The organism is Candidatus Lariskella endosymbiont of Hedychridium roseum (assembly GCF_964020185.1).
Classification (GTDB): Bacteria; Pseudomonadota; Alphaproteobacteria; order Rickettsiales; family Midichloriaceae; genus Lariskella.
This window is the reverse complement of the sequence record NZ_OZ026538.1, coordinates 886,465-911,859: the sequence shown is the minus strand read 5'-3', so window position 1 is coordinate 911,859 and position 25,395 is coordinate 886,465. Positions and strand designations below refer to the sequence as shown.

At 35.0% G+C, this 25,395-nt stretch carries 22 protein-coding genes, 1 tRNA gene and 4 pseudogenes; 15 read left to right on the top strand and 12 right to left on the bottom strand.

Features of this window, described 5'->3' with window-relative positions; genetic code table 11:
• Nucleotides 1-14: 14 nt before the first annotated feature.
• Nucleotides 15-1,002: pseudogene (locus AACK98_RS04645) on the bottom strand (IS481 family transposase).
• 237 nt (nt 1,003-1,239) lie between these two features.
• Between AACK98_RS04645 and AACK98_RS04640 the strand changes: the two are divergent.
• Entirely contained in the window at nt 1,240-1,617 is a 378-nt protein-coding gene (locus AACK98_RS04640; protein ID WP_339040348.1) for a hypothetical protein, read from the top strand.
• Nucleotides 1,580-1,858 carry an IS1 family transposase gene (locus tag AACK98_RS04635; RefSeq protein WP_339040346.1) on the top strand — a complete coding sequence of 93 codons (279 nt, stop codon included), beginning with the start codon at nt 1,580-1,582 and terminating at the stop codon, nt 1,856-1,858. The genes AACK98_RS04640 and AACK98_RS04635 overlap by 38 nt, the downstream gene beginning before the upstream one ends.
• 45 nt (nt 1,859-1,903) lie before the next feature.
• On the opposite strand, the gene AACK98_RS04630 is transcribed toward AACK98_RS04635, so the two are convergent.
• The 3 genes from AACK98_RS04630 to AACK98_RS04620 form a co-directional block, all read right to left on the bottom strand.
• On the bottom strand, nt 1,904-2,251 hold the full coding sequence (locus tag AACK98_RS04630; protein ID WP_339040344.1) for a hypothetical protein: 348 nt from the start codon (nt 2,249-2,251) through the stop codon (nt 1,904-1,906).
• Between the two features lie 35 nt (nt 2,252-2,286).
• Nucleotides 2,287-3,157, bottom strand: a protein-coding gene (locus AACK98_RS04625) for an IS630 family transposase (RefSeq protein WP_339040258.1) whose coding sequence is annotated in 2 segments (ribosomal slippage) — nt 2,287-2,832 and nt 2,834-3,157 — 870 coding nt in all. Because the reading frame shifts where the segments join, the coding sequence is not laid out codon by codon here.
• A gap of 76 nt (nt 3,158-3,233) precedes the next feature.
• A complete protein-coding gene (locus tag AACK98_RS04620) occupies nt 3,234-3,569 on the bottom strand; it encodes a hypothetical protein (RefSeq protein ID WP_339040342.1) in 336 nt (111 codons plus the stop codon).
• 155 nt (nt 3,570-3,724) lie between these two features.
• On the opposite strand from AACK98_RS04620, the pseudogene tnpA (AACK98_RS04615) reads away from it, so the two are divergent.
• Nucleotides 3,725-4,126, top strand: a pseudogene (gene tnpA / locus AACK98_RS04615) (IS200/IS605 family transposase); the annotation flags it as partial.
• Between the two features lie 1,254 nt (nt 4,127-5,380).
• Here tnpA (AACK98_RS04615) and AACK98_RS04610 read toward each other — a convergent pair.
• From AACK98_RS04610 to rpsB, 4 genes are all read right to left on the bottom strand, one after another.
• On the bottom strand, nt 5,381-5,965 hold the full coding sequence (locus AACK98_RS04610; RefSeq protein WP_339040339.1) for a Maf family protein: 585 nt from the start codon (nt 5,963-5,965) through the stop codon (nt 5,381-5,383).
• Between the two features lie 5 nt (nt 5,966-5,970).
• Complete coding sequence (locus AACK98_RS04605) at nt 5,971-6,738, bottom strand: RlmE family RNA methyltransferase (RefSeq protein ID WP_339040337.1); 768 nt, start codon at nt 6,736-6,738, stop codon at nt 5,971-5,973.
• A gap of 635 nt (nt 6,739-7,373) precedes the next feature.
• Nucleotides 7,374-8,288, bottom strand: coding sequence for a translation elongation factor Ts (gene tsf, locus AACK98_RS04600; RefSeq protein ID WP_339040336.1), 915 nt, complete (start codon nt 8,286-8,288; stop codon nt 7,374-7,376).
• Between the two features lie 144 nt (nt 8,289-8,432).
• Nucleotides 8,433-9,254 carry a 30S ribosomal protein S2 gene (rpsB, locus tag AACK98_RS04595; protein ID WP_410520019.1) on the bottom strand — a complete coding sequence of 274 codons (822 nt, stop codon included), beginning with the start codon at nt 9,252-9,254 and terminating at the stop codon, nt 8,433-8,435.
• A gap of 612 nt (nt 9,255-9,866) precedes the next feature.
• On the opposite strand from rpsB, the gene rplU reads away from it, so the two are divergent.
• The 4 genes from rplU to AACK98_RS04575 all read left to right on the top strand — a co-directional run bounded on the left by rplU (nt 9,867) and on the right by AACK98_RS04575 (nt 11,277).
• Complete coding sequence (rplU, locus tag AACK98_RS04590) at nt 9,867-10,166, top strand: 50S ribosomal protein L21 (protein ID WP_339040332.1); 300 nt, start codon at nt 9,867-9,869, stop codon at nt 10,164-10,166.
• 26 nt (nt 10,167-10,192) lie between these two features.
• Nucleotides 10,193-10,447, top strand: coding sequence for a 50S ribosomal protein L27 (gene rpmA, locus AACK98_RS04585; RefSeq protein ID WP_339040330.1), 255 nt, complete (start codon nt 10,193-10,195; stop codon nt 10,445-10,447).
• Between the two features lie 268 nt (nt 10,448-10,715).
• On the top strand, nt 10,716-11,036 hold the full coding sequence (locus tag AACK98_RS04580; RefSeq protein WP_339040328.1) for a hypothetical protein: 321 nt from the start codon (nt 10,716-10,718) through the stop codon (nt 11,034-11,036).
• Nucleotides 10,999-11,277: an IS1 family transposase gene (locus tag AACK98_RS04575; RefSeq protein WP_339040326.1), complete on the top strand. Its 279-nt coding sequence runs from the start codon at nt 10,999-11,001 to the stop codon at nt 11,275-11,277. Before AACK98_RS04580 ends, AACK98_RS04575 begins: the two co-directional genes overlap by 38 nt.
• Nucleotides 11,278-11,292: 15 nt before the next feature.
• Here AACK98_RS04575 and AACK98_RS04570 read toward each other — a convergent pair whose 3' ends face one another.
• On the bottom strand, nt 11,293-12,288 hold the full coding sequence (locus tag AACK98_RS04570) for an IS481 family transposase (protein ID WP_339040324.1): 996 nt from the start codon (nt 12,286-12,288) through the stop codon (nt 11,293-11,295).
• Between the two features lie 503 nt (nt 12,289-12,791).
• Here AACK98_RS04570 and tnpA (AACK98_RS04565) point away from each other — a divergent pair.
• The 5 genes and pseudogenes from tnpA (AACK98_RS04565) to AACK98_RS04545 form a co-directional block, all read left to right on the top strand.
• Nucleotides 12,792-13,127, top strand: a pseudogene (gene tnpA, locus AACK98_RS04565) (IS200/IS605 family transposase); the annotation flags it as partial.
• A 633-nt stretch (nt 13,128-13,760) separates the two neighbouring features.
• Nucleotides 13,761-14,645: a lipoyl synthase gene (gene lipA, locus AACK98_RS04560; protein WP_339040322.1), complete on the top strand. Its 885-nt coding sequence runs from the start codon at nt 13,761-13,763 to the stop codon at nt 14,643-14,645.
• Nucleotides 14,646-14,899: 254 nt separating this feature from the next.
• Nucleotides 14,900-15,751, top strand: coding sequence for a rod shape-determining protein MreC (gene mreC, locus AACK98_RS04555; protein ID WP_339040320.1), 852 nt, complete (start codon nt 14,900-14,902; stop codon nt 15,749-15,751).
• Nucleotides 15,742-15,818: transfer RNA gene (locus AACK98_RS04550), tRNA-Arg, on the top strand. Before mreC ends, AACK98_RS04550 begins: the two co-directional genes overlap by 10 nt.
• Before the next feature lie 719 nt (nt 15,819-16,537).
• A protein-coding gene (locus AACK98_RS04545; protein ID WP_339040258.1) for an IS630 family transposase occupies nt 16,538-17,408 on the top strand; the annotation gives its coding sequence in 2 pieces (ribosomal slippage) (nt 16,538-16,861 and nt 16,863-17,408; 870 coding nt in all).
• Between the two features lie 55 nt (nt 17,409-17,463).
• On the opposite strand, the pseudogene AACK98_RS08215 reads toward AACK98_RS04545, so the two are convergent.
• Nucleotides 17,464-17,544, bottom strand: a pseudogene (locus tag AACK98_RS08215) (hypothetical protein); the annotation flags it as partial.
• Nucleotides 17,545-17,791: 247 nt separating this feature from the next.
• Between AACK98_RS08215 and AACK98_RS04535 the strand changes: the two are divergent.
• Nucleotides 17,792-18,460, top strand: coding sequence for a hydrolase (locus tag AACK98_RS04535; protein ID WP_339040318.1), 669 nt, complete (start codon nt 17,792-17,794; stop codon nt 18,458-18,460).
• A gap of 338 nt (nt 18,461-18,798) precedes the next feature.
• Here AACK98_RS04535 and AACK98_RS04530 read toward each other — a convergent pair whose 3' ends face one another.
• Together AACK98_RS04530 and AACK98_RS04525 are read right to left on the bottom strand one after the other, a co-directional pair.
• The gene (locus AACK98_RS04530) at nt 18,799-21,180 is read right to left on the bottom strand and encodes a hypothetical protein (RefSeq protein WP_339040316.1); all 2,382 of its coding nucleotides are present in this window, start codon (nt 21,178-21,180) and stop codon (nt 18,799-18,801) included.
• Nucleotides 21,181-21,335: 155 nt separating this feature from the next.
• Complete coding sequence (locus AACK98_RS04525) at nt 21,336-23,648, bottom strand: hypothetical protein (protein ID WP_339040314.1); 2,313 nt, start codon at nt 23,646-23,648, stop codon at nt 21,336-21,338.
• A gap of 348 nt (nt 23,649-23,996) precedes the next feature.
• On the opposite strand from AACK98_RS04525, the gene AACK98_RS04520 reads away from it, so the two are divergent.
• A complete protein-coding gene (locus AACK98_RS04520) occupies nt 23,997-24,308 on the top strand; it encodes a 23S rRNA (pseudouridine(1915)-N(3))-methyltransferase RlmH (RefSeq protein ID WP_339040312.1) in 312 nt (103 codons plus the stop codon).
• 70 nt (nt 24,309-24,378) lie between these two features.
• The gene (locus AACK98_RS04515) at nt 24,379-24,660 is read left to right on the top strand and encodes a 23S rRNA (pseudouridine(1915)-N(3))-methyltransferase RlmH (RefSeq protein ID WP_339040310.1); all 282 of its coding nucleotides are present in this window, start codon (nt 24,379-24,381) and stop codon (nt 24,658-24,660) included.
• The last annotated feature ends 735 nt before the right edge of the window (nt 24,661-25,395 follow it).

The following is a 25,395-nucleotide window of genomic DNA, read 5'->3' as shown; positions in this document are numbered from 1 at the left end:
GACAGTTATAAATTTTATATCTGCTTGTCAGTTAAGTTTTGACTGTCAGATATGTAACTGAGATACAAGATTTCATTATTCTTTTCCACAGCTAACTTTTTACTATCCAAAAAAGTTTGCATAGGTGTTTTTCCATAACAATATTTACCAGAATGAGGTCTTTCATTGTTGAAATATTCTAACCAAATATCAAGATCTAATTGCAAGTCATCCAATGATGTATAAATCTTTTTACGCATAGCTGTATCAAAGAATTCTTGTTTCATAGTTTTATTAAAACGTTCACACATACCATTAGTTTGAGGTGAATATGCTTTAGTTGTTGTATGCTCTATACCTTCTATACTGAGAAATAACTCAAAAGCATGATGTTCTATATTTCCCTTATATTCTCCTCCACGATCTGTAAGAATACGAAGCATCGGTATCCCTTGACTCTCATACCATGGTAACACTCGATCATTTAGCATATCAGCAGCAGTAATCGCAGTTTTGTCAGTATACAGTTTAGCATCAGCAAATCTACTGTAGCTATCAATAAATACCTGAGCATAAACCTTTCCTATCCCTTTGAAATTGCCTACATAATATGTGTCTTGGCAACCTAAATAACCTGGATGTTGTGTCTCAATTTCTCCATGTGCTTCTTTTTCATTACGGCGTTTCTCTAGTACTTGCAGCTGTGCTTCGGTCAATATAATACCATCTTGGGCCATCTTAGCTTCTAAGGCTTTCAATCTTTTATTGATATTATTCAAATCATTACGTAACCAAATCGATCTTACTCCTCCAGGAGAAACAAGTATACCACTCTTCTTCAGCTCATTTGATACTCTAAGTTGTCCATATGCTGTACTCTATCGCCATATCAACTACTGCTTTTTCTGGATCTACTCTATTAGCGATTATTGGCTTCTTGTGACTTATCTCGTATAGCGCTTCTTCTCCTCCTGTTTCATATAGTTCTTTAAATCTGTAATAGCTATCTCTACTATAACACATTGCCTTACATGCAGATTATATACTACCAAGGCTTTTTGCCAATTCAAGTAAACCTAGTTTCGGTTTGATGATTTGAGAGTTTTCACAATTAGATAGAAGTATGATATGATCACTTTTTTAAAAACTAAAGAGTGGTTTTATGGTTTGTTGTAAGGGATGTTGCTCTGATATCTTTGTAAAGAATGGCATTGTGAGGGGTGTACAGCGTTATAAGTGCAGATCATGTTCTAAATTTTGTTGAGGGCGATCTGGGCAAGAAGCCTCAAACAGCTGTTAAGAAAGCATTATGCGTTATGCTATATAGTTCTTGGTAATGGCTCTTTTTCTATGTTATGCAAGATATTATGGCATTCGCCGTCCATAATTTATCGCTGGGTAGTAGAGGCGATGGGCAAGACTCAGGAGCCAGTTGTCTCTTCGGATATTATGGAGATGGAATTCGACGAGATGTGGCATTTTATTGGTTCAAAAAAAATAAGCTTTGGATCATTAAGGCAGTTGATCGTAGTACAAGGAGAACCGTTGCCTGGGTTACAGGCAATCGTGATACTGCAACATTCCAAAAGCTCTACAAAAAGTGAGTCATCTGAAAGAATGTCATTTTTATACGGATGATTGGGATGCTTTTTCTAAAATTTTACCCAAAGAGCGTCATACAATTGGAAAGTCTGGCACAGTATGTATCGAGAGAGATAATAGCAACACGCGACATCATTTATGCCGAATGACACGGCGCACTAAAATCGTTTCTAAAAAAGAGTCAATGGTATACGGATCCATCAAGCTTTGGTGCGCTCTTACTATTACACAAATATTCAAACAATATCAAGAACAGCTCTTATCTATCTTTATGTGAAAACTCTCAATAATTTAATTTACTAAATGTAAGATAAAATGTCGACTAATACACATAATGCTCTGCTTGCAAGTCATCATTTTGCTTCTCATCAAGTTTTGTATTTTCAAAATTGTTTAAATCAATTGTACCACTTTGAGTAGATTGTGAGTTATTAGATCTTATTTGATCAGTCTTACTTGCTTTATTTACTAAACTTGTAGGCTTCTTAATATTTCTTTCTGCTTCAACTAAACTCTCAGCTTCCGCCATAGCGCTCCGACTCGCTCCAGTTAAAGAATTAATCGAAATCCTATTAATACTGCCTTCTTCCGCCCCAACTATGAAAATCTCATCTTCTGTTTTATCTATACCACTTGCTCTAGTTATGAAACTAGTCGGAAGCTTCTTCACATTTCCTTCCTCTTCATTAGTGATAGCATAAGTGACTAAGGTGCTGACAATTTAATTGTATTAAAAACAGCATCATAAAGAGTATCAAATAAATCTATAGTTTTTCTAATTTCATTTTTTATCTTAAACCAGTAATGCTCTATAGGATTTAAATCAGGAGAGTAAGTTGGTAAAAATAATATGTAACAACCCACAGATTCAATTAACTCTTTCACTTTAGGATTCTTATGGAAGTTAATGTTATCCATAACAACAGTTTGTCCAGGTTTTAATTCTTTAATTAACATCTCCCTAATATAAGCTTCAAAGACCTCTTTATTGCAATTACCCTCAAATATTACGGGAGCAATAAGATTACAATTACAAAGACCAGCTATCATACTTATTCTAGTTTTATGTTGATACACCTTTTCCCCATAGCACCTTTCTCCTAAAATACTACAACCATATCCTTTACAAGCATTATCTTCTATTCCAGATTCATCAAGATATACTATTTTATCTCTTGTGATGGTTTTTATCTTTTCAATAAATTCATGTCTTAACGGAATATCTCTTTTCGGATGAAGATGAGTTTTTTTTATAGCTATAACCAAGTTTTTTTATCGCCTGTAAGATCGTTGTAGGTGATATATTACACCACTTCTTTGCTAGTTCTTTTGATGTCATAGCAATATTTAATTCAAAAAATTCTTTAAAATCTTCTAGATTTTTGATCTTATGACTGTGACCTTTTTGATAACCACTTGCTGCTTTCAAAGAACCGTGCTTATCTTGCAGAATTTTCCACTTATAGATAGTATCACGACTCACTCTAAATAGTTTACTCACTTTAGTGATTCTTGCACCATTTTCTAATGCTTCTATTACTCTTACCCTAAGTTCTATTGGATATGCTCTTGCCATAATTTTATGCTTTTTATTTCATACTCACTTTTTATATCTTAATTCCTAACTTTTGTCAGTATCTTAGTCACTTATGCTATACATAATCAGCTTCTAGCTCCTCAAATAAATCTTCTAACAGGACATCAGGGTTCTCATGCTTATCTTGTGTTTCATCCACTTCAAACTTCACTGCAGAACTTGTTCTATCTATAGCACTAATAAAAATCTCATTTACAAACCTTTTAACTTGTTCACTAAATAACTTGTAAAAAACATCTTCCGACAGAACATTAGGGTTCTTACACTTACCTTCTAATTTATCATCTTCAAACTTCACTGCAGAACTTGTTCTATCTATAGCACTAATAAAAATCTCATTTACAAACCTTTTAACTTGTTCACTAAATAACTTGTAAAAAACATCTTCCAACAGAACATCAGGGTTCTTACACTTATTTTCTAATTTATGTAGTTATATGTGATATGGTTAACACCCTCGCCTTTAGGCGAACACTTTAGTATTAGTTATCTAGGAAATGTGCTAAGGGAGGACGAATGGAATATAGGAGATGATCCCACAGCCTATATGACCTAAAGTATCATATAGTATTTTGTACTAAGTATAGGTATAGAGTTTTAACTGGGCAAGTTGCGATTAGAACTAGGGAAGTAATCCGAGAAATATGTGCTGCTAATTACATAAATATAATTAGTGGCAGTATGAGTCCTGATCACGTACATATATTAGCATTGGTTCCGCCTAGTATATCAATATCTAAAGCTGTGCAATATATTAAAGGTATAAGTAGTCGTAAGTTGCTACAGGAATTTGCACTGCTCCGTAAGCGGTATTGGGGACAACATCTTTGGGCCAGAGGGTATTTTGTTGTGACAGTTGGCAATGTGAATTCAGAAGAAGTGCAAAAATATATAGAACAGTATGAGGAACATCAAAAAAAAGATGATTTTAGAATATCAGAGTTTTAGCGTTTACGCTTTTAATCTGCTTTGCAAGCGTTACACAAACTACCGCGCTTTAGCCGGTAGTAATTGATAAAATAGCGCCGATACTCTCGCTATAACTGGCATCATCTCTGTGCCTTTATATAAAAAAATCATATCGTTAGAATATTTACACATCTTATCGATATTTTAGAATTTTTATTGGTTATATGGATCTATAAATATTATAACTTTAAGTATACTTTTGATCAACTCTTTAGCTCTCTTTTTAAGTAAAAAATATATAAGGGGTGTAATTATAGGCATCTTCCGCATAATAACTCTTTAAATTCCTTCTCTTCTTTAAAGTTTATTGAACAGTGGATGCGGATATATATATGATATGGCGATATTTGCCAAAGATCGGGAGAATTTTCTGCTTTATGCCGCTAGATTTGAATCTAATAAAGAGATTTTCGGTAAATTTTGAAAGATTGGTGGCTAAGCTGTAGTAAAATTTTAACATATGCTCATATATGCGGCCTTTAATACTGAGCTCAATTCTGTTTAACTATGCATTTTTACGTTCTATAGTATATCTCCTATCAATTAATAAAAGATAATGTTATATTGTACGCGCGTCAAAAAGTCTCGAAAGTGCGCATAAAATAGTGCTTGGAGCGCAAAAATAGTGCTTTAAATCCGTAAGAAAATGTTATAATAAACGCAAAAACCTTACGGATGTTGTGAAGGCAGTGTTTGCTTAGGCGCATGAGTAATAATATATCCAAAAATTAGTGCAGTGCAGAGTCCTATGCTAATTTTTGCACATTTAACTTCTCCACAAAGATTTATTTGCGTAGCAAGTCAATTTTTGGTGGATGGAGTACATTCTTCAAAGGTATGGAAGTATTTAAAGCGATTGAAAGTTACGCTAAAAATCCACTTATATCAGCCATAGGCATGAATCTGAAGGCGATAGAGTGCACCCTATCTGGCTAATCACATAAAGTTCAACATATAAAAATCAAATGCTACAAAGTGGCAATATAGGACATATGCTTAGAACGCAGTATTTTGCAGACTTTGTAGACATTTTTCTCATTCTGCCGTAAAAAATCACAACAAATTAACACAGATAGCATCAGCTGAGCAACAAAACACACAATATAAAGTTGTACCAAGGGTTTCAAAAGCTAAAATACATACTTTTGGCGGATGGACTATGAAGCAGGCGACTAAATAGAAAAATTTATCTATAGAACAGCCAACTCTGGTTAGTTGTAGTTAGCGCTAAAATTAATTGGATGGTTTAATTCCAAAGCTTTGTAGTAGATTGTATACAATACTCATTGGAAGGCCCATGATTGTAGAATCAAGTCCTCTTATATATTGAATAAACGATGAGGCTTTTCCGCGTATCGCATATCCACCAGCTTTTCCATACCACTCTTTAGATTCTACATAAAGACTTTTTTCTTCCTCTGTTAAGTGCTTAAATTTTACAATTGACATTGCAACTTTTTTTCTAAATATACTGTTATGTGCAAGACAGATACCTGTGTAAACTACATGTCTTCTTCCAGATAGTTTGTCTAAGCAGAGTTTTGCGTCGGACTCAAGCAGTGCTTTTGGCAGAGATGTTCTGCCAACTGAGACTACTGTATCTGCTCCTATTACAACATCATTAGGAAATTCTTGAGAGACTTTCTGGACCTTTTCAAAAGCTAACCTGAATGCCAAAGCTTTCGGCATCTCTCCTTTTAGCTCAGATTCATCTATATTAGCAGGAACTATTGAGTCGACTTTATATCCAGATGCTGTGAGCATGCGCATACGCTCTTCAGAGGAAGAGGCAAGTATCAATTTTTTAGAGTTGTTCATAAGTATTAGTAATTAATCAAATTATGCTTTTTTAATGCTATAACATATTGTTCCTTAGAATCGCTATAGCTAGATTTAGGCTTAAAGATTTTTAATTTTTCAAAATTGGATTTAAGCATATCGTTTACGGACTTTTCTCTACCACCTGTAAGTAAAGTTTTTGCTACAAAGTGACCGCCTATTTTCAAGTTTAAGATTGCAAATTTTGCAGCGATTTCTAACAGTTTGAGGTTTCTTATCGCATCGATACCTGAATCTCCTGATGCGTTTGCTGCCATATCGCTGACTATTAGATCTATACCAGCTTCACCAAAGCGCAGCAGGATTTCTTCTATAACAGTTTGGTCTGTGAAGTCTCCGATAATGCAATCTATGCCACTGATATCTTCAACTGCTTTTAAATCCACTCCAATTATTCTAGAGTCTTTTTTTGCGGAGGAAGATAGAACTTGCAACCAACTTCCAGGAGCCGAGCCTAAATCTAAAATATTTTGAGCAGAAGATAGGAGTTTGAATTTCTCGTCGATCTCAATTAATTTAAATGCTGCGCGAGAGCGATAACCAGATTTTTTTGCAAGTGCTATATAAGGGTCATTTATATTTCTTCTCAGCCAATTTGCAGAGGAATTAGTACGTCCTTTTGACGTTTTTAGAGTTTGTTTTTTATTACGGTGATTAGATGTTAAAGACATAAATGACATTCTTACCTTATAAGTGAAAGAAGATTCTGCAGTCTCAAAAATAGATAGATATTTATTCACTAAAATCGACATAGTAATGTGCCGATCTCTTAATTAATAACCAAATGAAATTGAGTATTGTGTACTGTTTCATTCTAGTTGCGCTGATGATGCAAAATATGAAGCTAAGCTTTCTCTTATTATCTATATGTTTAGTGCTAAATTCCAGAAGTCTCTACTCTATGTATAATCTTTAGACGTATGAAGTTGTAAAGCGCAAGCATTGATATGGCATCCCGCAAGGTAAATGCAAAGTTGGTGTGTATTATGTATATAGCACCATTAGCTAAGTTATTGTGTAAGCATTTTTTATCTAATTTTCCAGATTACTTCGTTAATTTTCTTGCGAATATGGAATCTGTAAAAGTATTCGATACAAACAATTAATTTGTGCCATAAAAATCATGCTCAGAAGTTCAAACACAAGCAGTTTGCGGGCAGTGCCATATATTTAAAGTGAAATTTTTAGTGTACTGAAGAGCTTGAAAATTATGAATTAAAAGGCCAATTTTTACTTTAAAATTGAAAATCATATATCAAGTCTATCATACCATCAACTTCCTTTGCTATATTATAAATGCGCGCTACAATTTAAATAAACACAACAACATGACATAAATGCACATAGAGTGAAATACGAGGCACGCACTTTTAATCTAGATATCACATTAAGCAACTATTGTGCTGCATGAGGTATCTTCCTCACCGACTTGATAACGGATAACTTTTGTTATCTTGATTGTTGCTCCAATTTCTTTCTCAAGCTCATTAATTACTGTTGAGACTTTTTTCTTACTATCAAGCAGGAAAATTTGTTCTATGAGTACAGCTTCAGAGTAAAACTTCGCAAGTCCACCTTGAAGAAATTTTGCTTCATCTATTTTTTTTGCGCCACCAGATTCATGTGTGATATTTATAAGTCTTTCCTTAAGTACAGATGTCTCACGTTCTATAAGCGACTTGTTTACGCCATCTATAGCAATAGCAATTGGCCTATATGCGGCAACTTGCATTGCAAGTTCTTTTCCAAGCTTAGCAATTTTTGTATGCTGACCTGTTGATTCTATAGCAATTACCACGCCTATTTTTCCCATACCATTTGCAAATGCGCTGTGAACATAGCTTGCAACAACTCCATCTACCTTAAGTACATCTATTCTGCGTAAATTGATATTTTCACCTATGACGGCGATTCCTTCAACTATTGCATCTTTCACTTTTACATTGCTGTCGTATTGCATATCACAAAACTTTGTAATGTCTTGTTCGCCAGATTCAAGAACAATATTTGATAGATTGGCAGCTAAACTTTGGAATTTATCATTTTTTGCTACAAAATCTGTTTCTGAATTTAGCTCGATTATAGAAGCCATATTCCCACCTTTGTGCACAGAAATTGATACAAGTCCTTGAGCAGCAACTCTATCTGCTTTTTTCTCAGCATTTGCAAGTCCTTTTGCACGTAGAAAATCTATAGCAGCATTTACATCACCATCACACTGAGTCAAGGCAGATTTACAATCCATCATTCCGGCGCCAGTTTTTTCACGTAGCGCTTTTACACTTTCAGCACTTATCACCACTTCATACTCTCATAAATTATTTTATTATTACTAGCTTAACACAGGTCTATAGCAGAGAATGAAATAACCTATGCGCTCTAGCTTTGTGCAGCATACACTTTAAAAAGAAACTACGCAGCAAAAACTAGGTTTATGCGCTATAGCTTATTTATCTTCGGGTATACTATCTTGCTCTGAGTTTGCATCAGTATTTTTTATAGGTTTTGCATTAGCTTGTGGCGCAACAAACTCAGTTTCACTCATAGCACCTATATCAACACCGGATTTTGCAAGACTGATCTGTACGCCCTGCAATATCGCATCAGCGGCAAGTTTACAATAAAGCTCTATGGATTTTCTTGCATCATCATTTCCAGGGATTATATAATCAACACCATCAAATTGCGCATTAGTATCTACTATGGCAACGACTGGAATCTTCAGCTTTTTTGCTTCTTGTATTGCGATATCATTCTCCCTGGTATCAAGTGCAAAAATTAAATTTGGTAATCCGCCTAAATTACGTATACCACCAAGTGCAAGCTCAAGCTTTTGATGTTTTCTTGATAACTCCAGTTTTTCTTTCTTTAATAATAGAGAACTTGGATCATTCAGCATTCCTTCATACTCTTTGAGTTTATTGATGGAATTCTGAATTGTTGCACGATTTGTAAGCATGCCTGGAAGCCAGCGGTAATTTACGTAATATTGACCACATCTTTTTGCATGTTCTGCTACTGCGTCACTACCCTGTTTTTTTGTTCCAACAAATAGAATTCTTCCATTCTGTACGGCAACATTTTGTAAATTTTCAAGTGCCTTTGCAAGCAATTTATATGTTTGTTCTAGATCTATTATATGTATACCACTTCTTACCCCATATATGTACTGCGCCATTTTGGGATTCCAAAAGTTTTTCTTATGACCATAGTGAACTCCAGCTTCTAAAAGCTGTCTCATAGTAAAATTTGGGCTATATTCGCTCATATTTTTAATTATCCTAATTTTTGGTTTTTTCCAGTGCAAAGCCATAATTAACGCTAGTAAAATAGCGCACCAAAAAGGCAAAAACGTTCTTAAGCTGTGATACATCCATGCTAAGATAGCAGAGCAACGTTTTTCACATAAGAAGCGCAAAGAAGGTGATGCACGTGAATTTTTGTTTGATATCCAGTTATGTATAGAGTTTTCAAGTACTCACAAAATATACATGCTGTATACTAAGCGCAAATTACAATATGTAAATACAAGGTAATACTTAAAAAGCATAAGCATGATAACAAATTTGTTTTTCTTACTCAAAGGGTATTTTCTGGATGCAGCAAAATATTAGCTAACTTTTGTTAATATGAGCTGATTATCAGAAGAGAACTAGTATTTGACACAAATGCACAAGTTGTATATTATCCTAATCTTGGCGCGACGGTGGGGTTTTATGGTGGCTGTCTTATTTCAAATGTTGGGCAGCAGTTGCTTAATTTATTTTGATTCCATGGTTTTTTGTTTTGAAATGCGCTTTTTATAGGCCAGTTTGTGTTCTAGATTTTTCTTGCGAACCATTTTGGGGCGTTTGTTAAATGATTTTTAGAGATTAATTTTATGTTTGCTGTAGTAGAGAGTGGTGGAAAACAGTATCGCGTTAAGTCAGGCAGTGTAGTGAAAGTTGAAAAAATGTACAGCGAGCCAGGAGAAGTGGTGCAGCTAGGTGAGGTTATGGCAGTCGGTACTAAAATTGGTCAGCCTTATTTAGATGGAGCTAAAGTGATGGCTGAGGTTATAGCGCATGATAAGACTGATAAGGTGATAGTCTTCAAGAAGAAGCGTAGACACAATTATCGTAGAAAACGCGGCCACCGTCAGCAGATTACTGTGCTTAGGGTAAAGGAAATCATTGTATAGATAGTTAAATATATTGAGGTAATAGTATGGCAACCAAGAAAGCCGGTGGTAGTTCAAGAAATGGTAGAGACTCAGCCGGACGCAGGTTAGGCGTAAAAAAATTTGGTGGAGAGCTTGTGACTCCTGGCAGCATTATAGTGCGTCAGCGCGGAACAAAGTTTCATCCTGGGCAAAATGTTGGTATGGGACGTGACCACACTATTTTTGCTGTTGTTCCTGGATATGTTAAGTTTCATAGAGGTGAAAGAGATAGATCTTTTATATCTATCATTCCTGCTTGATAAGTTGTAGAAGTCAAGATTTGATCTTACAGACAGTTATAAATTTGAGAGTTTTCACAATTAGATAGAAGTATGATACGATCACTTTTTTAAAAACTAAAGAGTGGTTTTATGGTTTGTTGTAAGGGATGTTGCTCTGATATCTTTGTAAAAAATGGCATTGTGAGGGGGTGTACAGCGTCATAAGTGCAGATCATGCCTTCTAAATTTTGTTAAGGGCGATCTGGGCAAGAAGCCTCAAACAACTGTTAAGAAAGCATTATGCGTTATGCTATATAGTCTTGGTAATGGCTCTTTTTCTATGTTAGGCAAGATATTATGGCATTCGCCGTCCATAATTTATCGCTGGGTAGTAGAGGCGATGGGCAAGACTCGGGAGCCAGTTGTCTCTTCGGATATTATGGAGATGGAATTCGACGAGATGTGGCATTTTATTGGTTCAAAAAAAACAAGCTTTGGATCATTAAGGCAGTTGATCGTAGTACAAGGAGAACAGTTGCCTGGGTTACAGGCAATCGTGATACTGCAACATTCCAAAAGCTCTACAAAAAGTGAGTCATCTGAAAGAATGTCATTTTTATACGGATGATTGGGATGCTTTTTCTAAAATTTTACCCAAAGAGCGTCATACAATTGGAAAGTCTGGCACAGTATGTATCGAGAGAGATAATAGCAACACGCGACATCATTTATGCCGAATGACACGGCGCACTAAAATCGTTTCTAAAAAAGAGTCAATGGTATACGGATCCATCAAGCTTTGGCGCGCTCTTACTATTACACAAATATTCAAACAATATCAAGAACAGCTCTTATCTATCTTTATGTGAAAACTCTCATAAATTTTATATCTGCTTGTCAGTTAAGTTTTGACTGTCAGATATGTAACTGAGATACAAGATTTCATTATTCTTTTCCACAGCTAACTTTTTACTATCCAAAAAAGTTTGCATAGGTGTTTTTCCATAACAATATTTACCAGAATGAGGTCTTTCATTGTTGAAATATTCTAACCAAATATCAAGATCTAATTGCAAGTCATCCAATGATGTATAAATCTTTTTACGCATAGCTGTATCAAAGAATTCTTGTTTTATAGTTTTATTAAAACGTTCACACATACCATTAGTTTGAGATGAATATGCTTTAGTTGTTGTATGCTCTATACCTTCTATACTGAGAAATAACTCAAAAGCATGATGTTCTATATTTCCCTTATATTCTCCTCCACGATCTGTAAGAATACGAAGCATCGGTATCCCTTGACTCTCATACCATGGTAACACTCGATCATTTAGCATATCAGCAGCAGTAATCGCAGTTTTGTCAGTATACAGTTTAGCATCAGCAAATCTACTGTAGCTATCAATAAATACCTGAGCATAAACCTTTCCTATCCCTTTGAAATTGCCTACATAATATGTGTCTTGGCAACCTAAATAACCTGGATGTTGTGTCTCAATTTCTCCATGTGCTTCTTTTTCATTACGGCGTTTCTCTAGTACTTGCAGCTGTGCTTCGGTCAATATAATACCATCTTGGGCCATCTTAGCTTCTAAGGCTTTCAATCTTTTATTGATATTATTCAAATCATTACGTAACCAAATCGATCTTACTCCTCCAGGAGAAACAAGTATACCACTCTTCTTCAGCTCATTTGATACTCTAAGTTGTCCATATGCTGGGTACTCTATCGCCATATCAACTACTGCTTTTTCTACTGCAGGATCTACTCTATTAGCGATTATTGGCTTCTTGCGACTTATCTCGTATAGCGCTTCTTCTCCTCCCGTTTCATATAGTTCTTTAAATCTGTAATAGCTATCTCTACTATAACACATTGCCTTACATGCAGATTATATACTACCAAGGCTTTTTGCCAATTCAAGTAAATCTAGTTTCGGTTTGATGATTTTTTGATTTAAGTTCATTGCTTATCTCCATTTAATAACTAATTTAATTTACTAAATGTAAGATAAAATGTCGACTAATACATATCATATAGCTTATTACCTATGCTTCCAAATGCAGATGCTAGGTCTGGCATGTAGAATTTTTATTGGATTTCTTCTTCAAACGTTTGTTACAGCTTGACAATTGCTTTGTTGCATCCTGAGCATACATAGTATGCTCATATGCTTCTTGTACACTGCGCTTTCTTATGCTCCTTGCACTTGCCTCGCAATCGAGTGTGAAGAAGAAGTCTATTGTAATGCAAGTAATTTATGTAGTTATATGTGATATGGTTAAGACCCTCGCCTTTAGGCGAACACTTTAGTATTAGTTATCTAGGAAATGTGCTAAGGGAGGACGAATGGAATATAGGAGATGATCCCACAGCCTATATGACCTAAAGTATCATATAGTATTTTGTACTAAGTATAGGTATAGAGTTTTAACTGGGCAAGTTGCGATTAGAACTAGGGAAGTAATCCGAGAAATATGTGCTGCTAATTACATAAATATAATTAGTGGCAGTATGAGTCCTGATCACGTACATATATTAGCATTGGTTCCGCCTAGTATATCAATATCTAAAGCTGTGCAATATATTAAAGGTATAAGTAGTCGTAAGTTGCTACAGGAAGTTGGCAATGTGAATTCAGAAGAAGTGCAAAAATATATAGAACAGCATGAGGAACATCACAAAAAAGATGATTTTAGAATATCAGAGTTTTAGCGTTTACGCTTTTAATCTGCTTTGCAAGCGTTACACAAACTACCGCGCTTTAGCCGGTAGTAATTGATAGTGCTTTGTGTCTCTTATGGCACTTTGCTGCTTGTCATGCTTCAAAATTGGCTGTTATCAAGAATACTACTTATGTATTTCATTATACACTCCTTGCGCCTGAATTTTTCCTGGCTCTTTTTGAAGTCTAATACCAAATACCCTAAATAACAGAACACTTTAGCTTCGTATTTGTAGAAAATTTAAGCGTGCTTTTCTCAGCTTTACTTCTAATACAGATCACTTAAATCTAATCTTAAATTTTCTAACAAAATACACAGCGGTTATATGCTGTTATTTGTGGGATTTGGTATAACATTGAAAATCAGGATTAGAGTTCTGCTTCAAACGTTTGCTCCAATGGCTAATTGCTTTGTCACATCTTTTGTTTTCAGGATGCTCATGTATTTCTTGTATACTGTGTTCCACTCGCTTTCGTATGCTCTTTGCACTTGCCTAAACTGGAACAAGCGTTTTAAGAAGAAGTCTATTGTAATTTGACACTTGCGATTATTACTAGTTTTTGGAATAAATCTGGGCTATATAGCTTTATAATGACATTCAAACTAATATAATGCAGCTGATATGTGCGCAAAGTTAAGAAAACCAGATTGGATCAAAGTTAAGGCGCCTGTGAGCTCTGAGTACTTAGCGACTAGAGACCTGGTTAAGAAAAATAATCTAAATACAGTTTGTCAGGAAGCTGCATGTCCTAACATAGGGGAATGTTGGGAGAAAAAACATGCTACATTCATGATATTAGGGAGCGTCTGTACTAGAGCTTGTAGATTTTGTAACGTTGCAACTGGTTTACCTGATAAATTAGATCCGCATGAACCTGAGAGAGTTGCGTTTGCAGTAGCTGAGCTTGGTTTGAAGCATGTTGTAATAACTTCTGTTGATAGAGATGATTTGGAAGATGGTGGCGCTACGCATTTTGCGGAGTGTATATCACAAATCAAAAAACGTAGTGCGGAAACAACAGTTGAAGTTTTGACGCCTGATTTCTTGCGCAAGGAGGGGGCACTTGAGATTGTGATCAAGGCAAAGCCTGATGTTTTTAATCATAATATAGAAACAGTTCCGTCTTTATATACGAAAATTAGACCAGGTGCTAGATATTTTCATTCGCTGAATATACTATATAAAGCAAAGGCAATAGATAAAGATGTTTTTACCAAATCTGGTTTGATGGTTGGTCTTGGAGAGGATGATACGGAAGTTCTACAGGTTATGGATGATTTAAGAGCTGCAGATGTGGATTTCTTGACTATAGGGCAATATCTGCAGCCAACACCTAAGCATGCTGAAGTAGCGCGTTATGTGCTGCCGGAAGAATTCTTATATTACGAAAAGATGGCTAGAGCAAAAGGGTTTCATATGGTGTCTGCTAGTCCACTAACACGTTCTTCATATCATGCAGGTGACGCATTTGAGAAACTTAAAGCTGCTAGGCGTAGGTTTGCTTGAATTCTATAGAATTATTGTTCAAGTATCGATCGTGTATCTCTGATAAATTAGGAGTTATATTTATTATATGTACGAAGTTATGTTTCAAAAAGAGCTAGGAAAAACTAATGGGGCATTGTTGTAAGGTGCCAATTTCTAAGTGGTTTTTTATTGGCATTGATTTTTAATTAATGCACTCTATATGTTAAAGCAGTGCAGTTTTCTCCACTTATTTGTGAATAAAAATGGATTTATAAGTTATGGTATTATAAGTTATGAGGAATAAGCAACGTAGTAGTAGAGCAGAAACAGTCTTTCATAACGTTAGTGATTTTTGTGTATTCATAACACGATTTCGTGCAGTTGTTGCTATAATTATTTGCAGTCTACTTTCATTATTTTTCAATTCTTATAGTTTTAAAGATCTATCTTTTATCTCTGAAGATACAGTTAGTGGTTTTTATAGCGCTGTATCGTCTCCGTTTCATTGGGCTAAATCGAAGTTAGATGATTTGAGATTATACGACGAAGTATTGGCAGAAAATAAGGATCTTAAGCTAGCAAATACTAAAGCTTCTGAAATGCTAAATACTATAGCAAAGTTGGAACTTGAAAATCAGCAATTAAAAGATTTATTAAATTATACGGGATATATAAATTACAGATATATTTCAGCTAGAGTTGTGAGTGCAGTCTTAGACGAACTTGGAACAACTATTATGATAAATGCTGGTACTGAAGATGGTATCAAAGATGGTTACCCAGTGTTAAGTGGATTTGGTGCTATAGGTAGAGTAATAAGTGTTTCCAAAAGATCTGCTAGAGTTTTGCTGTTTACTAATGGTAGTTCTAAGATTCCTGTTAGGCTTTTTCATAGTAAAATTTCATGTATTGCCATAGGCAATGCAGAAAATGGTACAATGAAAATGCTTTATGTTGAGCAATCAAACAATAATATCATGGAAAATGACATAGTATTTACTTCTGGTGAAGGTAGTTTAATACCTTATGGGCTTTATGTTGGTTCTGTGGTAAGTAAAAATGGTGATATGATAATCAAACCAACTATTGACTACAATGACATGGAAGTAGTAAAAGTACTCTTACCAGAAAAAGAGTTCCCGTAGCTCAGCAGGATAGAGCGTTGGATTCCTAATCCGAAGGTCGCAGGTTCAATTCCTGCCGGGAACACCAGTGATTTTAGCGATTTTGCAGAATCACCTGATGGTGGTCTTGTTAACTAAGTCATTGTGTAAATAGTATCTAGCACAGGTTTTTTTCCACTCCATATGTATCTTATACCAAATTCCACAAATCACAGAACAGTTTAGCTTGTCTACCTGCCAAAAATTGATTTGCATAGAAGTTAAATGTACAAAAATTAGCCTTTAGAGCTGCCATGCGCTAATTTGCGGATATATTAATTCTCCTATACCTAGCAAATACTACGTTCACAAAATCCGTAAGTTTTTTGGCAATTTTGCCATTTTTTCTGTTGGACTTTCGGTGCATCGTAATTTCGTAATTGCTTGCAGGCCAAGATAACTTCTATGTTCCTTAGAGTTATGACGCAGGCGACTAATACCTATATTCGAAATTTTCGAAATATAAAATTCAACTAAAATTCAACGATTTTTGCAGAGTTGATATTTTATAAGTCACTAGACCTCTTTCGAAACTAGCTTCTGGCAGAGAAATGGCAGGAGATTTAGGCGCAAGGAAGGACCGGAGTGTATTTGATATACATTTGAGGATCTGAAGCCACGAAATCAACGCACCAGTTCTCACAAGGAAGTAGAGTTTCGAAAGAGGTCTACTGCTTAAGTGTCATATATAGCATAAGTGACTAAGATACTGACAAAAGTTAGGAATTAAGATATAAAAAGTGAGTATGAAATAAAAAGCATAAAATTATGGCAAGAGCATATCCAATAGAACTTAGGGTAAGAGTAATAGAAGCATTAGAAAATGGTGCAAGAATCACTAAAGTGAGTAAACTATTTAGAGTGAGTCGTGATACTATCTATAAGTGGAAAATTCTGCAAGATAAGCACGGTTCTTTGAAAGCAGCAAGTGGTTATCAAAAAGGTCACAGTCATAAGATCAAAAATCTAGAAGATTTTAAAGAATTTTTTGAATTAAATATTGCTATGACATCAAAAGAACTAGCAAAGAAGTGGTGTAATATATCACCTACAACGATCTTACAGGCGATAAAAAAACTTGGTTATAGCTATAAAAAAAACTCATCTTCATCCGAAAAGAGATATTCCGTTAAGACATGAATTTATTGAAAAGATAAAAACCATCACAAGAGATAAAATAGTATATCTTGATGAATCTGGAATAGAAGATAATGCTTGTAAAGGATATGGTTGTAGTATTTTAGGAGAAAGGTGCTATGGGGAAAAGGTGTATCAACATAAAACTAGAATAAGTATGATAGCTGGTCTTTGTAATTGTAATCTTATTGCTCCCGTAATATTTGAGGGTAATTGCAATAAAGAGGTCTTTGAAGCTTATATTAGGGAGATGTTAATTAAAGAATTAAAACCTGGACAAACTGTTGTTATGGATAACATTAACTTCCATAAGAATCCTAAAGTGAAAGAGTTAATTGAATCTGTGGGTTGTTACATATTATTTTTACCAACTTACTCTCCTGATTTAAATCCTATAGAGCATTACTGGTTTAAGATAAAAAATGAAATTAGAAAAACTATAGATTTATTTGATACTCTTTATGATGCTGTTTTTAATACAATTAAATTGTCAGCACCTTAGTCACTTATGCTATATTGCACAGCTTTAGATATTGATATACTAGGCGGAACCAATGCTAATATATGTACGTGATCAGGACAGTTAAAACTCTATACCTATACTTAGTACAAAATACTATATGATACTTTAGGTCATATAGGCTGTGGGATCATCTCCTATATTCCATTCGTCCTCCCTTAGCACATTTCCTAGATAACTAATACTAAAGTGTTCGCCTAAAGGCGAGGGTGTTAACCATATCACATATAACTACATAAAATAATCACTAAGGAACTACCAGTTCGAACTGAACCTTTGCAAATTATAAGTTCTACTGATATATAGAAATTCTGAGCATTTCAAAAATTTACAAATGAAAATAGAAAAGTTTTAGGTCGCCAGAAATGTTAGAATTTAGAGAATTTAGTGCAAGTGGCCCAGGAAATCCTAAACAACTGGTAATATTATTGCACGGCTATGGGTCAAATAAAGATGATTTGATAAATATAGCGCCTGAGATTAGTAAATATCTACCTAATGCTCATTTTATATCTCCTAATGCATGTCAACGTTTTGAAAATGCACCAGAATATGATGCATACCAATGGTTTAGTCTAGTTAATAGATCTCAGGAAGCAATGTTAAATGGCGCAAATACAGCTATGAAAATACTTGAACCATTTATTTTAGAGCAAATGAAAAGGTTTAGTCTTTCTGCAAAGCAAACTGTTATTTTAGGATTTTCACAAGGTGGGATGATGGCTCTGCACACAGGGTTAAATATGAAGGAAAGTCCTAGGGTATTGCTTTGTTATTCTGGACTTTTAATACAAGGTGAAAATTCCAATATAGATTCATTTACTGTGGCAAACTCTATTCAAGATATAGTACTTATACATGGAAAGGATGATGATGTCGTACCAATTGAATCTATGCAAAGAAGTGCTATTTTGCTAGTCAAATCTGGCGCTAGGCTGCACACTCTTACTTGTAGAGCTCTTGGACATGGAATAGATATGGTAGGGCTAGAATTTGGAGGTAGAATCCTAAAGTCTGTATTTAATGATGTATAGTGTCTGCAACATTAATTGGTACGCGCCAAAAGTCTCGGAACAAGCATGAAATGCTGCCACGAGGGTCAAAATAGCGCTTTAAATTCGTAAGAAAATGTTATAACAAACGCAAAAAACTTACGGATTTTGTGAAAGCAGTGTTTGCTTAGGCGCATGAGTAATAATATATCAATTACTACCGCGCTTTAGCCGGTAGTAATTGATAACATTTCCTTGCGGATTTAAAGCATTTAAAGCGCTATTTTGACCCTCGGGGCGCCATTTCATACAGCTTCTGAAACTTTTGGCGCGCGTACTATATATTGTTTTCGCGTGGATTTTGATATGAGCGAAGCGCATTAATCTTGAGAATCTGGTGTTTTCTTTTTGCATATATTATCAGCTTTTCTCCAAAACTGGTTAATCAATGTTCCACTTCCTGCATCGCCTTGATAGCGTGTAGTGCATATTCTAGTTGGGTCTGATGTACTTGACTTCTCAGGATATGGCTCTTTGCAGGTGCTTGTAACAGAGGTTTGATTTGTTCCGATTCCAGAACTTGGATCTTGTGTATATTTTCCTTTGTTTTGTTTGTAAGCAGAAGAGCTATCTGCCCATGTTGTATTTCCGGTAATAGGAGCTGCTTTAGTAATAGAAGGACAGCCATTTGTATAAACACAAGGGTTAGTAACTTGACTAAATATAGAGCCTTTGCAAGTGCGCTGAGGCTTCAGGGTATTTTGCGTTATAGTTAAGTACTGTGTTTGCGGAAGTTCGCCAGGCTGTACATTGCGATTTTCTAACTTAGCTTTTCCTTTAGCGCTTTCATATGCATCACGAAATTTGACAAATTCCTCTTGTGCCTTTATTGCTTCGGTTGAAGAAAGTGTTCCATCTTTAATTTTAAAAGCGATCTCCATTTGCTCAACTACGCCGTATTCAGCATCACACGCTCCAGTTTGCACTTCTCCCTTTTTTGCTTCTGCCCAAGTGGTATAACCACTGCTTTCAGTCGGAGAATTAATTGCGTCGCATTTCTGTGGTATTAGAACGCAGAGCGGCTTTGGCATTGCTTCATCCCAGTTGTCTGACTGATTTACAAGGCAAATCTTATCAACAGTATCACCTTCTACACCACCGTATATACCAGGACATACCGCTCTCTCGGCATCTTGATCTCTTTCTGGCAGCGTCCCTGATTTATCAATACATGTTTGAGTGGAATAGTTGGGTACAATGCACTTGTTCAATTGATCTTTTGGAGGAATAGAAGGTGAGCAGCAAAGACTAACGTCGCGTATACCAGATGGAACAATATACTCTGGATAATCAGAGTCAGGGGATTCAGTAGTACACACAGTGCACTTATCTCCTCCTTCCTGACTTCTAGCTTGAGCGGTTAAAACTTTAATTTTTTCTACTTCACCTTCACTATCAAATTTCGGAATTATTACGTTGAACTGCATCCCATATAATCCTTTTTCATCACGAGAAAGCAGCCCATTTATGACAGTTGAGCCATCTGGATTTTGCTGTTCAAACTGTTTTTTATAATATTCTCTTATTATGATTGGAGAATCTTCTTTAGATAGCGGTAATCTATCATATTTAAATGGTTGTTTTGGATTTGGGTAAGGGTTTGCTTGATTTTGTGTTTGTGTGCCATTTGAATCAAGCTTATAAAAATTGCCATCCTTTCCTTGATACACTTCACTGTTATCTTGATCTCTCATAATAGGGATGCTGCCGTGAGCTCTTGCGAATATCAAGTTAATGGCTGGATATAGATTCTCTAAATCGTCGCTATCTGCTATATACTCTGGAACAATTGCAACATTTGATTGCGCAGGAGTAGGCCTCAGGACACACCCTAAAAACACATTATCTTTGCAGTCAGGCTCAGCGCATGCACATACTTTGCCAGGTTGATCTGGAGCTACCTTTGCACAGTATTTAAGGGTTGATAAGTCAGGAAATGAAGCGCATTGAGGAATGGAAGGCGTTCCACCATCTGAGGTATCACCATCAAACTTATACTTAATTAATATGTTGTCAGATGTTTTTTCTCCTATTTGCGTACTATTCCTAGTTGTCATCATTCTTATAACTGGTTGCTCAAAAGAGCTTCCAAGCGCTATTAATTCCTTGATGCTGATTGATGTATCAACATATGGTTCAGAAGATGGTGATAATACACTGTTAAATGTTGGAGGACCTGGCATTAATGGAGCATCAACACAACCAATTAGACCGTTTTCAAAAGATCCACGACCTATTATTCCACCAAAAGAAGAAACATAGTATGCGCATACCTTAGTTCTATTTGTATTATTTTTTCCACCGTGTGCGTACTCAGCTCCAGTGCCAAAGCTACACACTCTTGCTTTATTAAAGATACCGTATATGTTAATATCATTCTTATCTGAAGAGCAATCCTTCGTACTTTCTATTCCGACAGAGCCTGTCTTTGTGTCTCCCCAGAGAGTATAAGCAGGTGGGTCCCAGGAGAACTGAAAAAACCCCACCATTCTTGGAGCGCCGCATCTTAGCTCACTATCAAAAATAAATCTAGCCCAACAATATTGCCTCGTAACAACATATCTTGCTTCAAATGGATCTGTATTGCTTCTTTCTAATTTTTCCCTCTCACCAAATGTTGGAAAGAAATCTCTACAAACCCCTTTCACACCTTGACTATCCAAAGATTGCTTATCATTACTCGGGTCTTCTTTTCCATTCAACCAATTTTTGCAAAGGAGATCATGCGCAAACGTTATTTGAGAAACAAAAAACGAAAGTAGAAAATAAAAGAGAACACCACTAAATCTGTTAACTGCTATATGTTTAGCAAAATACGCTACTTCTGATATATAAAATAACAAATTAGATGTCACATTCATAATGAGTTGCCGCTTTCTAACAATGATGAAATGTTGTTAAATTCAAACCTAACGCTTAAGGTATCAGTCTGTTGTTTCAAGAGTACCAAATTCTTTTTGTTTCCACTACTCTTTATCGAATAAAGCTCATCATGCGTCAGCTTAAATGATTTTCTAGCTGGATTATCGGCTGCTCTATGTCCTGTGAATAGCAGGCTTGCGAAGCAATCTAAACTGCTTTTAAAAAAGGGTGCAGCGTATAACTTTTCATTATATTTTGATCCTAGTAAAACGATGGCATTTTTTTCAGCAATAAATTTCAGCAAAGGTTTAAGGTATTTTTCCATAATTTTATTGTTATATAGCATATCAAATTCGTTAAATACTATTATGGTTGGGTTGCCATCAAGGAGTTTTATAATACGCATTAGTAATATAGCTATAGCATTAGAGATAATATGCAGGCTGTCTGAACTCTCTGTATGTTCTCCAAAATCTATGTTACAAATTTGATTTGATATTATAGTAGAGATATCACATTGAGCTGTGCATAACTTATTGAATTTTTCTAGAAATGTTTTCACAGCTTCTAGTAGGTCATTTTCATGATCACCAACTGCTAGTTCTAATAAAAGGTTTATCTTATCTTGTGTAGTTTGAAGCTGCTGCATTTTTTCAGCAACTTCAATAATTTTGTTATCATACTTGTTGTGAAGCTTTTCATTATGCCCAAGTATCATATTAGCTAAAACTTTTGAGAAAAGTTCAATATCATTTTCGAAATTTTGCAAATCTAATAAGTCAAATATTAGCTGCTTATTATCACTATCTAAAGATCCTATATTGAATGTTTTAGCTCCGATACTCTCTAAAAATTTTTTATCATCTGAATTGATAGAAATATTTATAATCTTTGGGTTAATCCTCATAGCTTGAGCAATTAAAAATCTAATAAGCTTATTCTTTATAGAATCTTTTTCTCCAAAGACTATTGTATTGCCATTGTTTGGATCATTTAATACATCATGAAAATTGAAATAATAAGCAGTATTATAAACTGTTTTGAATATTGATATTGGATCTCCCCATTTGCTGCCGTGGTAACTGCCATTTTTCTTCTCTGCAATCGATGAGAAGAAACCTATATTTTTGCCGGAAGTGTATTGTTTCCTAGTTATGTATCGAAAATTTCCCGGTATTTGAGAGAAAAAACATTTAGGACAATTAAAATCCTCTCTTACCATGATTAGGCCAATTTCCTGTGCAAGGCGTGTGATCTCCTTGGTTCTTGTAAAAAATAGCTCTTGTTCATATTCATATATCGTAATAGTTATCTGACGCTCACAGAAATCTGTTGGTGCAAGTGTATTGTTATTCATTAATTCTGCGACACCAGTTAGTGTTGCTATGTCTTCATCCTTACTGATATCAGTAACTTTTTTCTGGTATTTTGCGTTCTTAAGTGCAATATGTGCAGGAGCAAAAACTGCGACTTCTGATATGATATACTTACCTTCAAAGTCTAGTAGTTTAATACATTCCTCATGATCAAGCTTACATGGTACTTTTATTGTATATACTGCGGCCCATATATCGCTCTTTTCATTAGCTTTGGAGTCATAGTCTGTGAATTGAAGAGAGCTGAAAAAATAGTCTATATTTAAGTCTGATATTTGTGATGCAAGATTATAAGTACTTGGAAATATATCATTTTCTTTAAGATGCAGAAGCTTATTAATAAATGAAAGAGGTTCCGAAACATAGCCTTTCTCAGTTTTTCGCATATTGAGCAATTTTGCGCCAAACCTTCCAATATCTTTTATCAAACCTGAAACAACACCACTGAGCTCTTCGTTTCGCCTCGCGAGATTATTGTAGTATGCTGCTTTAAGTGATCTAAACGATAAACTTCTTATTGCTGTTTTAGGGTTGAAAGCAGATTCATGCATTCCTCTTGAGACTATCGTAATATACATCATACTAATATCCTGAGAGCTCCATTTATTTATCTTATTCCAGGTTTGCTCTATTTGAGATACAGATTCTGATTTGAATGATGATTCAAGAATTATATTGCGTGTATTATTCATTATATGAATATACACAGCGTATTCTGCGCTTTTAATATGCATTTTCAATGAATTTCGAAATACTTCGCTTAACTCATTCCTACCAAATAATTCATCATTATTTTCAAAACCACTGACACTAATCGTTTTTATTAAATCACCAGTTCTTGTCATAAGTGTCACGCTATCATAGTGCGACACAACTGGGATTAATGAACTTATATCAGGGTTGGTATATTTCTGTTCTTTATTCGCAGACATTTTTTATTACACGATACTAATTGGTAAGACTTGTTTCATAAACTCATTTGAAGTGAATAGCATATAAACTTCAGCTATTTTTTGCATTGGCATTACTGATGGAGAGTAACGTAAAAACACTCGTGATGTATTACGCAGAAAAATAGCTGTGTATATTCGGAGATTATAAAAATCTAGCAAAACATTCTTACATCAACTATAAAAGGTTAGCAAAAATTCTCAAGCTGTGAACATATTATTTACGTATATACTAAGTAATACTTTTCAAAATTGGTGTCTTTAAAATGCATATCCACATTATTTCTGGCTCCTTTTTGAAGTCTAAATTTATGTATTGCACTGCTGGCAGTGCAATACATAATCAAATACAAATTTTTCATTTACCTAAAAGGTATACCGGTGCAAGAGATAATCATTTATACGATTGGCAAGAATAATTCTACAGCAATAATTGGTTTAGAAGATGAGTATATAAAGAGGATACGTTGGAAAATTAGTCGTGTACAAATTGATTTGAAAATCAAAGCTAGCTCAAGCTCGCAGCAGAAACTACATGAGGGAGATGCTTTATTGCTCAAAGTTAATCCAGATAGTTATTTGATAGCTCTAGATGAGAGGTGTGCGACAATAGACATCTTGCATAACCTCATTCTGAGGTAGAAATTCTTATAGAGTAGATTTTTGCAAAACGTCACCAAACAATGATCCACGTGAGTGTTTTTATGTTTTAGTGACAATCAAATCACAGTTTGGAACAGGTTATGCAGGAGGTCTAATGAATAGTGAGGAATTTGCATCTTATATCTCATCCACATTTGCATTAAGAAATCAACGCATCTCTTTTTGCATAGGAGGTGCTTTCGGCCATTCAAGTAAAGTGATTAGTAAAGCGAATTTCGTACTTTCACTTGGTCAAATGACTTTTGCTCATAAGCTTGTGCCTTTATTGCTTTGTGAGCAGCTATACAGAGCATATACCATAATCAATAAGCACCCTTATCATAAAAAATAATTGTACTACTCTGGTAAATGAAAAATTTTTCAATAGACCTCTTGCATAACTCAATTTCTTAGAGCGACTGGTTTGAGTCGCCTTCAATGCTAAAGGTCGTTATGTATATTTAGAATACACGCCTCCTTTGCACATCTCAAGGCTACTACCACTTACTTCTCACAAATAGCTTCTGCAAGATGTCTAATGAAGTTAGATTTTAAAAAGAGCCGGGAAGAACTAAAGATGTATGTATACATAAAATATAATAAGCATTTTAAAGACTCCAATGTTGAAAAGTATGATGAGTACATACATTACGAAATTATGTAAAAACCTTTCTTGACTATTCTGAAATAAATGAATTATAAGGTGTTGACATGTAGAGATATACTCATTTTGCTGCGATGCGTCATAAAATCTGATGTGTAGCACACTTAAAGTAGGATATTTTTCTTGTAAACTATTTTGCGAATTAATATACTCAAATAGTGTATTTATGCACGTATAAAGCTTAAAAATAGGCTGCAGAAAGTTAATTTGCAACATTTAGTGGTGTTTTTCTTCATTATGAGTTTTTGTTAACTTATATAGCTTATAAAACAACAGTTATTCATTAATATCATAGTAATATATATAAATAAGCTTGTCCTAGAAGAGAGGAAGCTATGCTTAGAGTCATGATATTGTAAATGTTGATTATATATGTGTATGAATGTTGGCTAGTGTGTTTCATGACCGTGCCTGCTTGTTTCA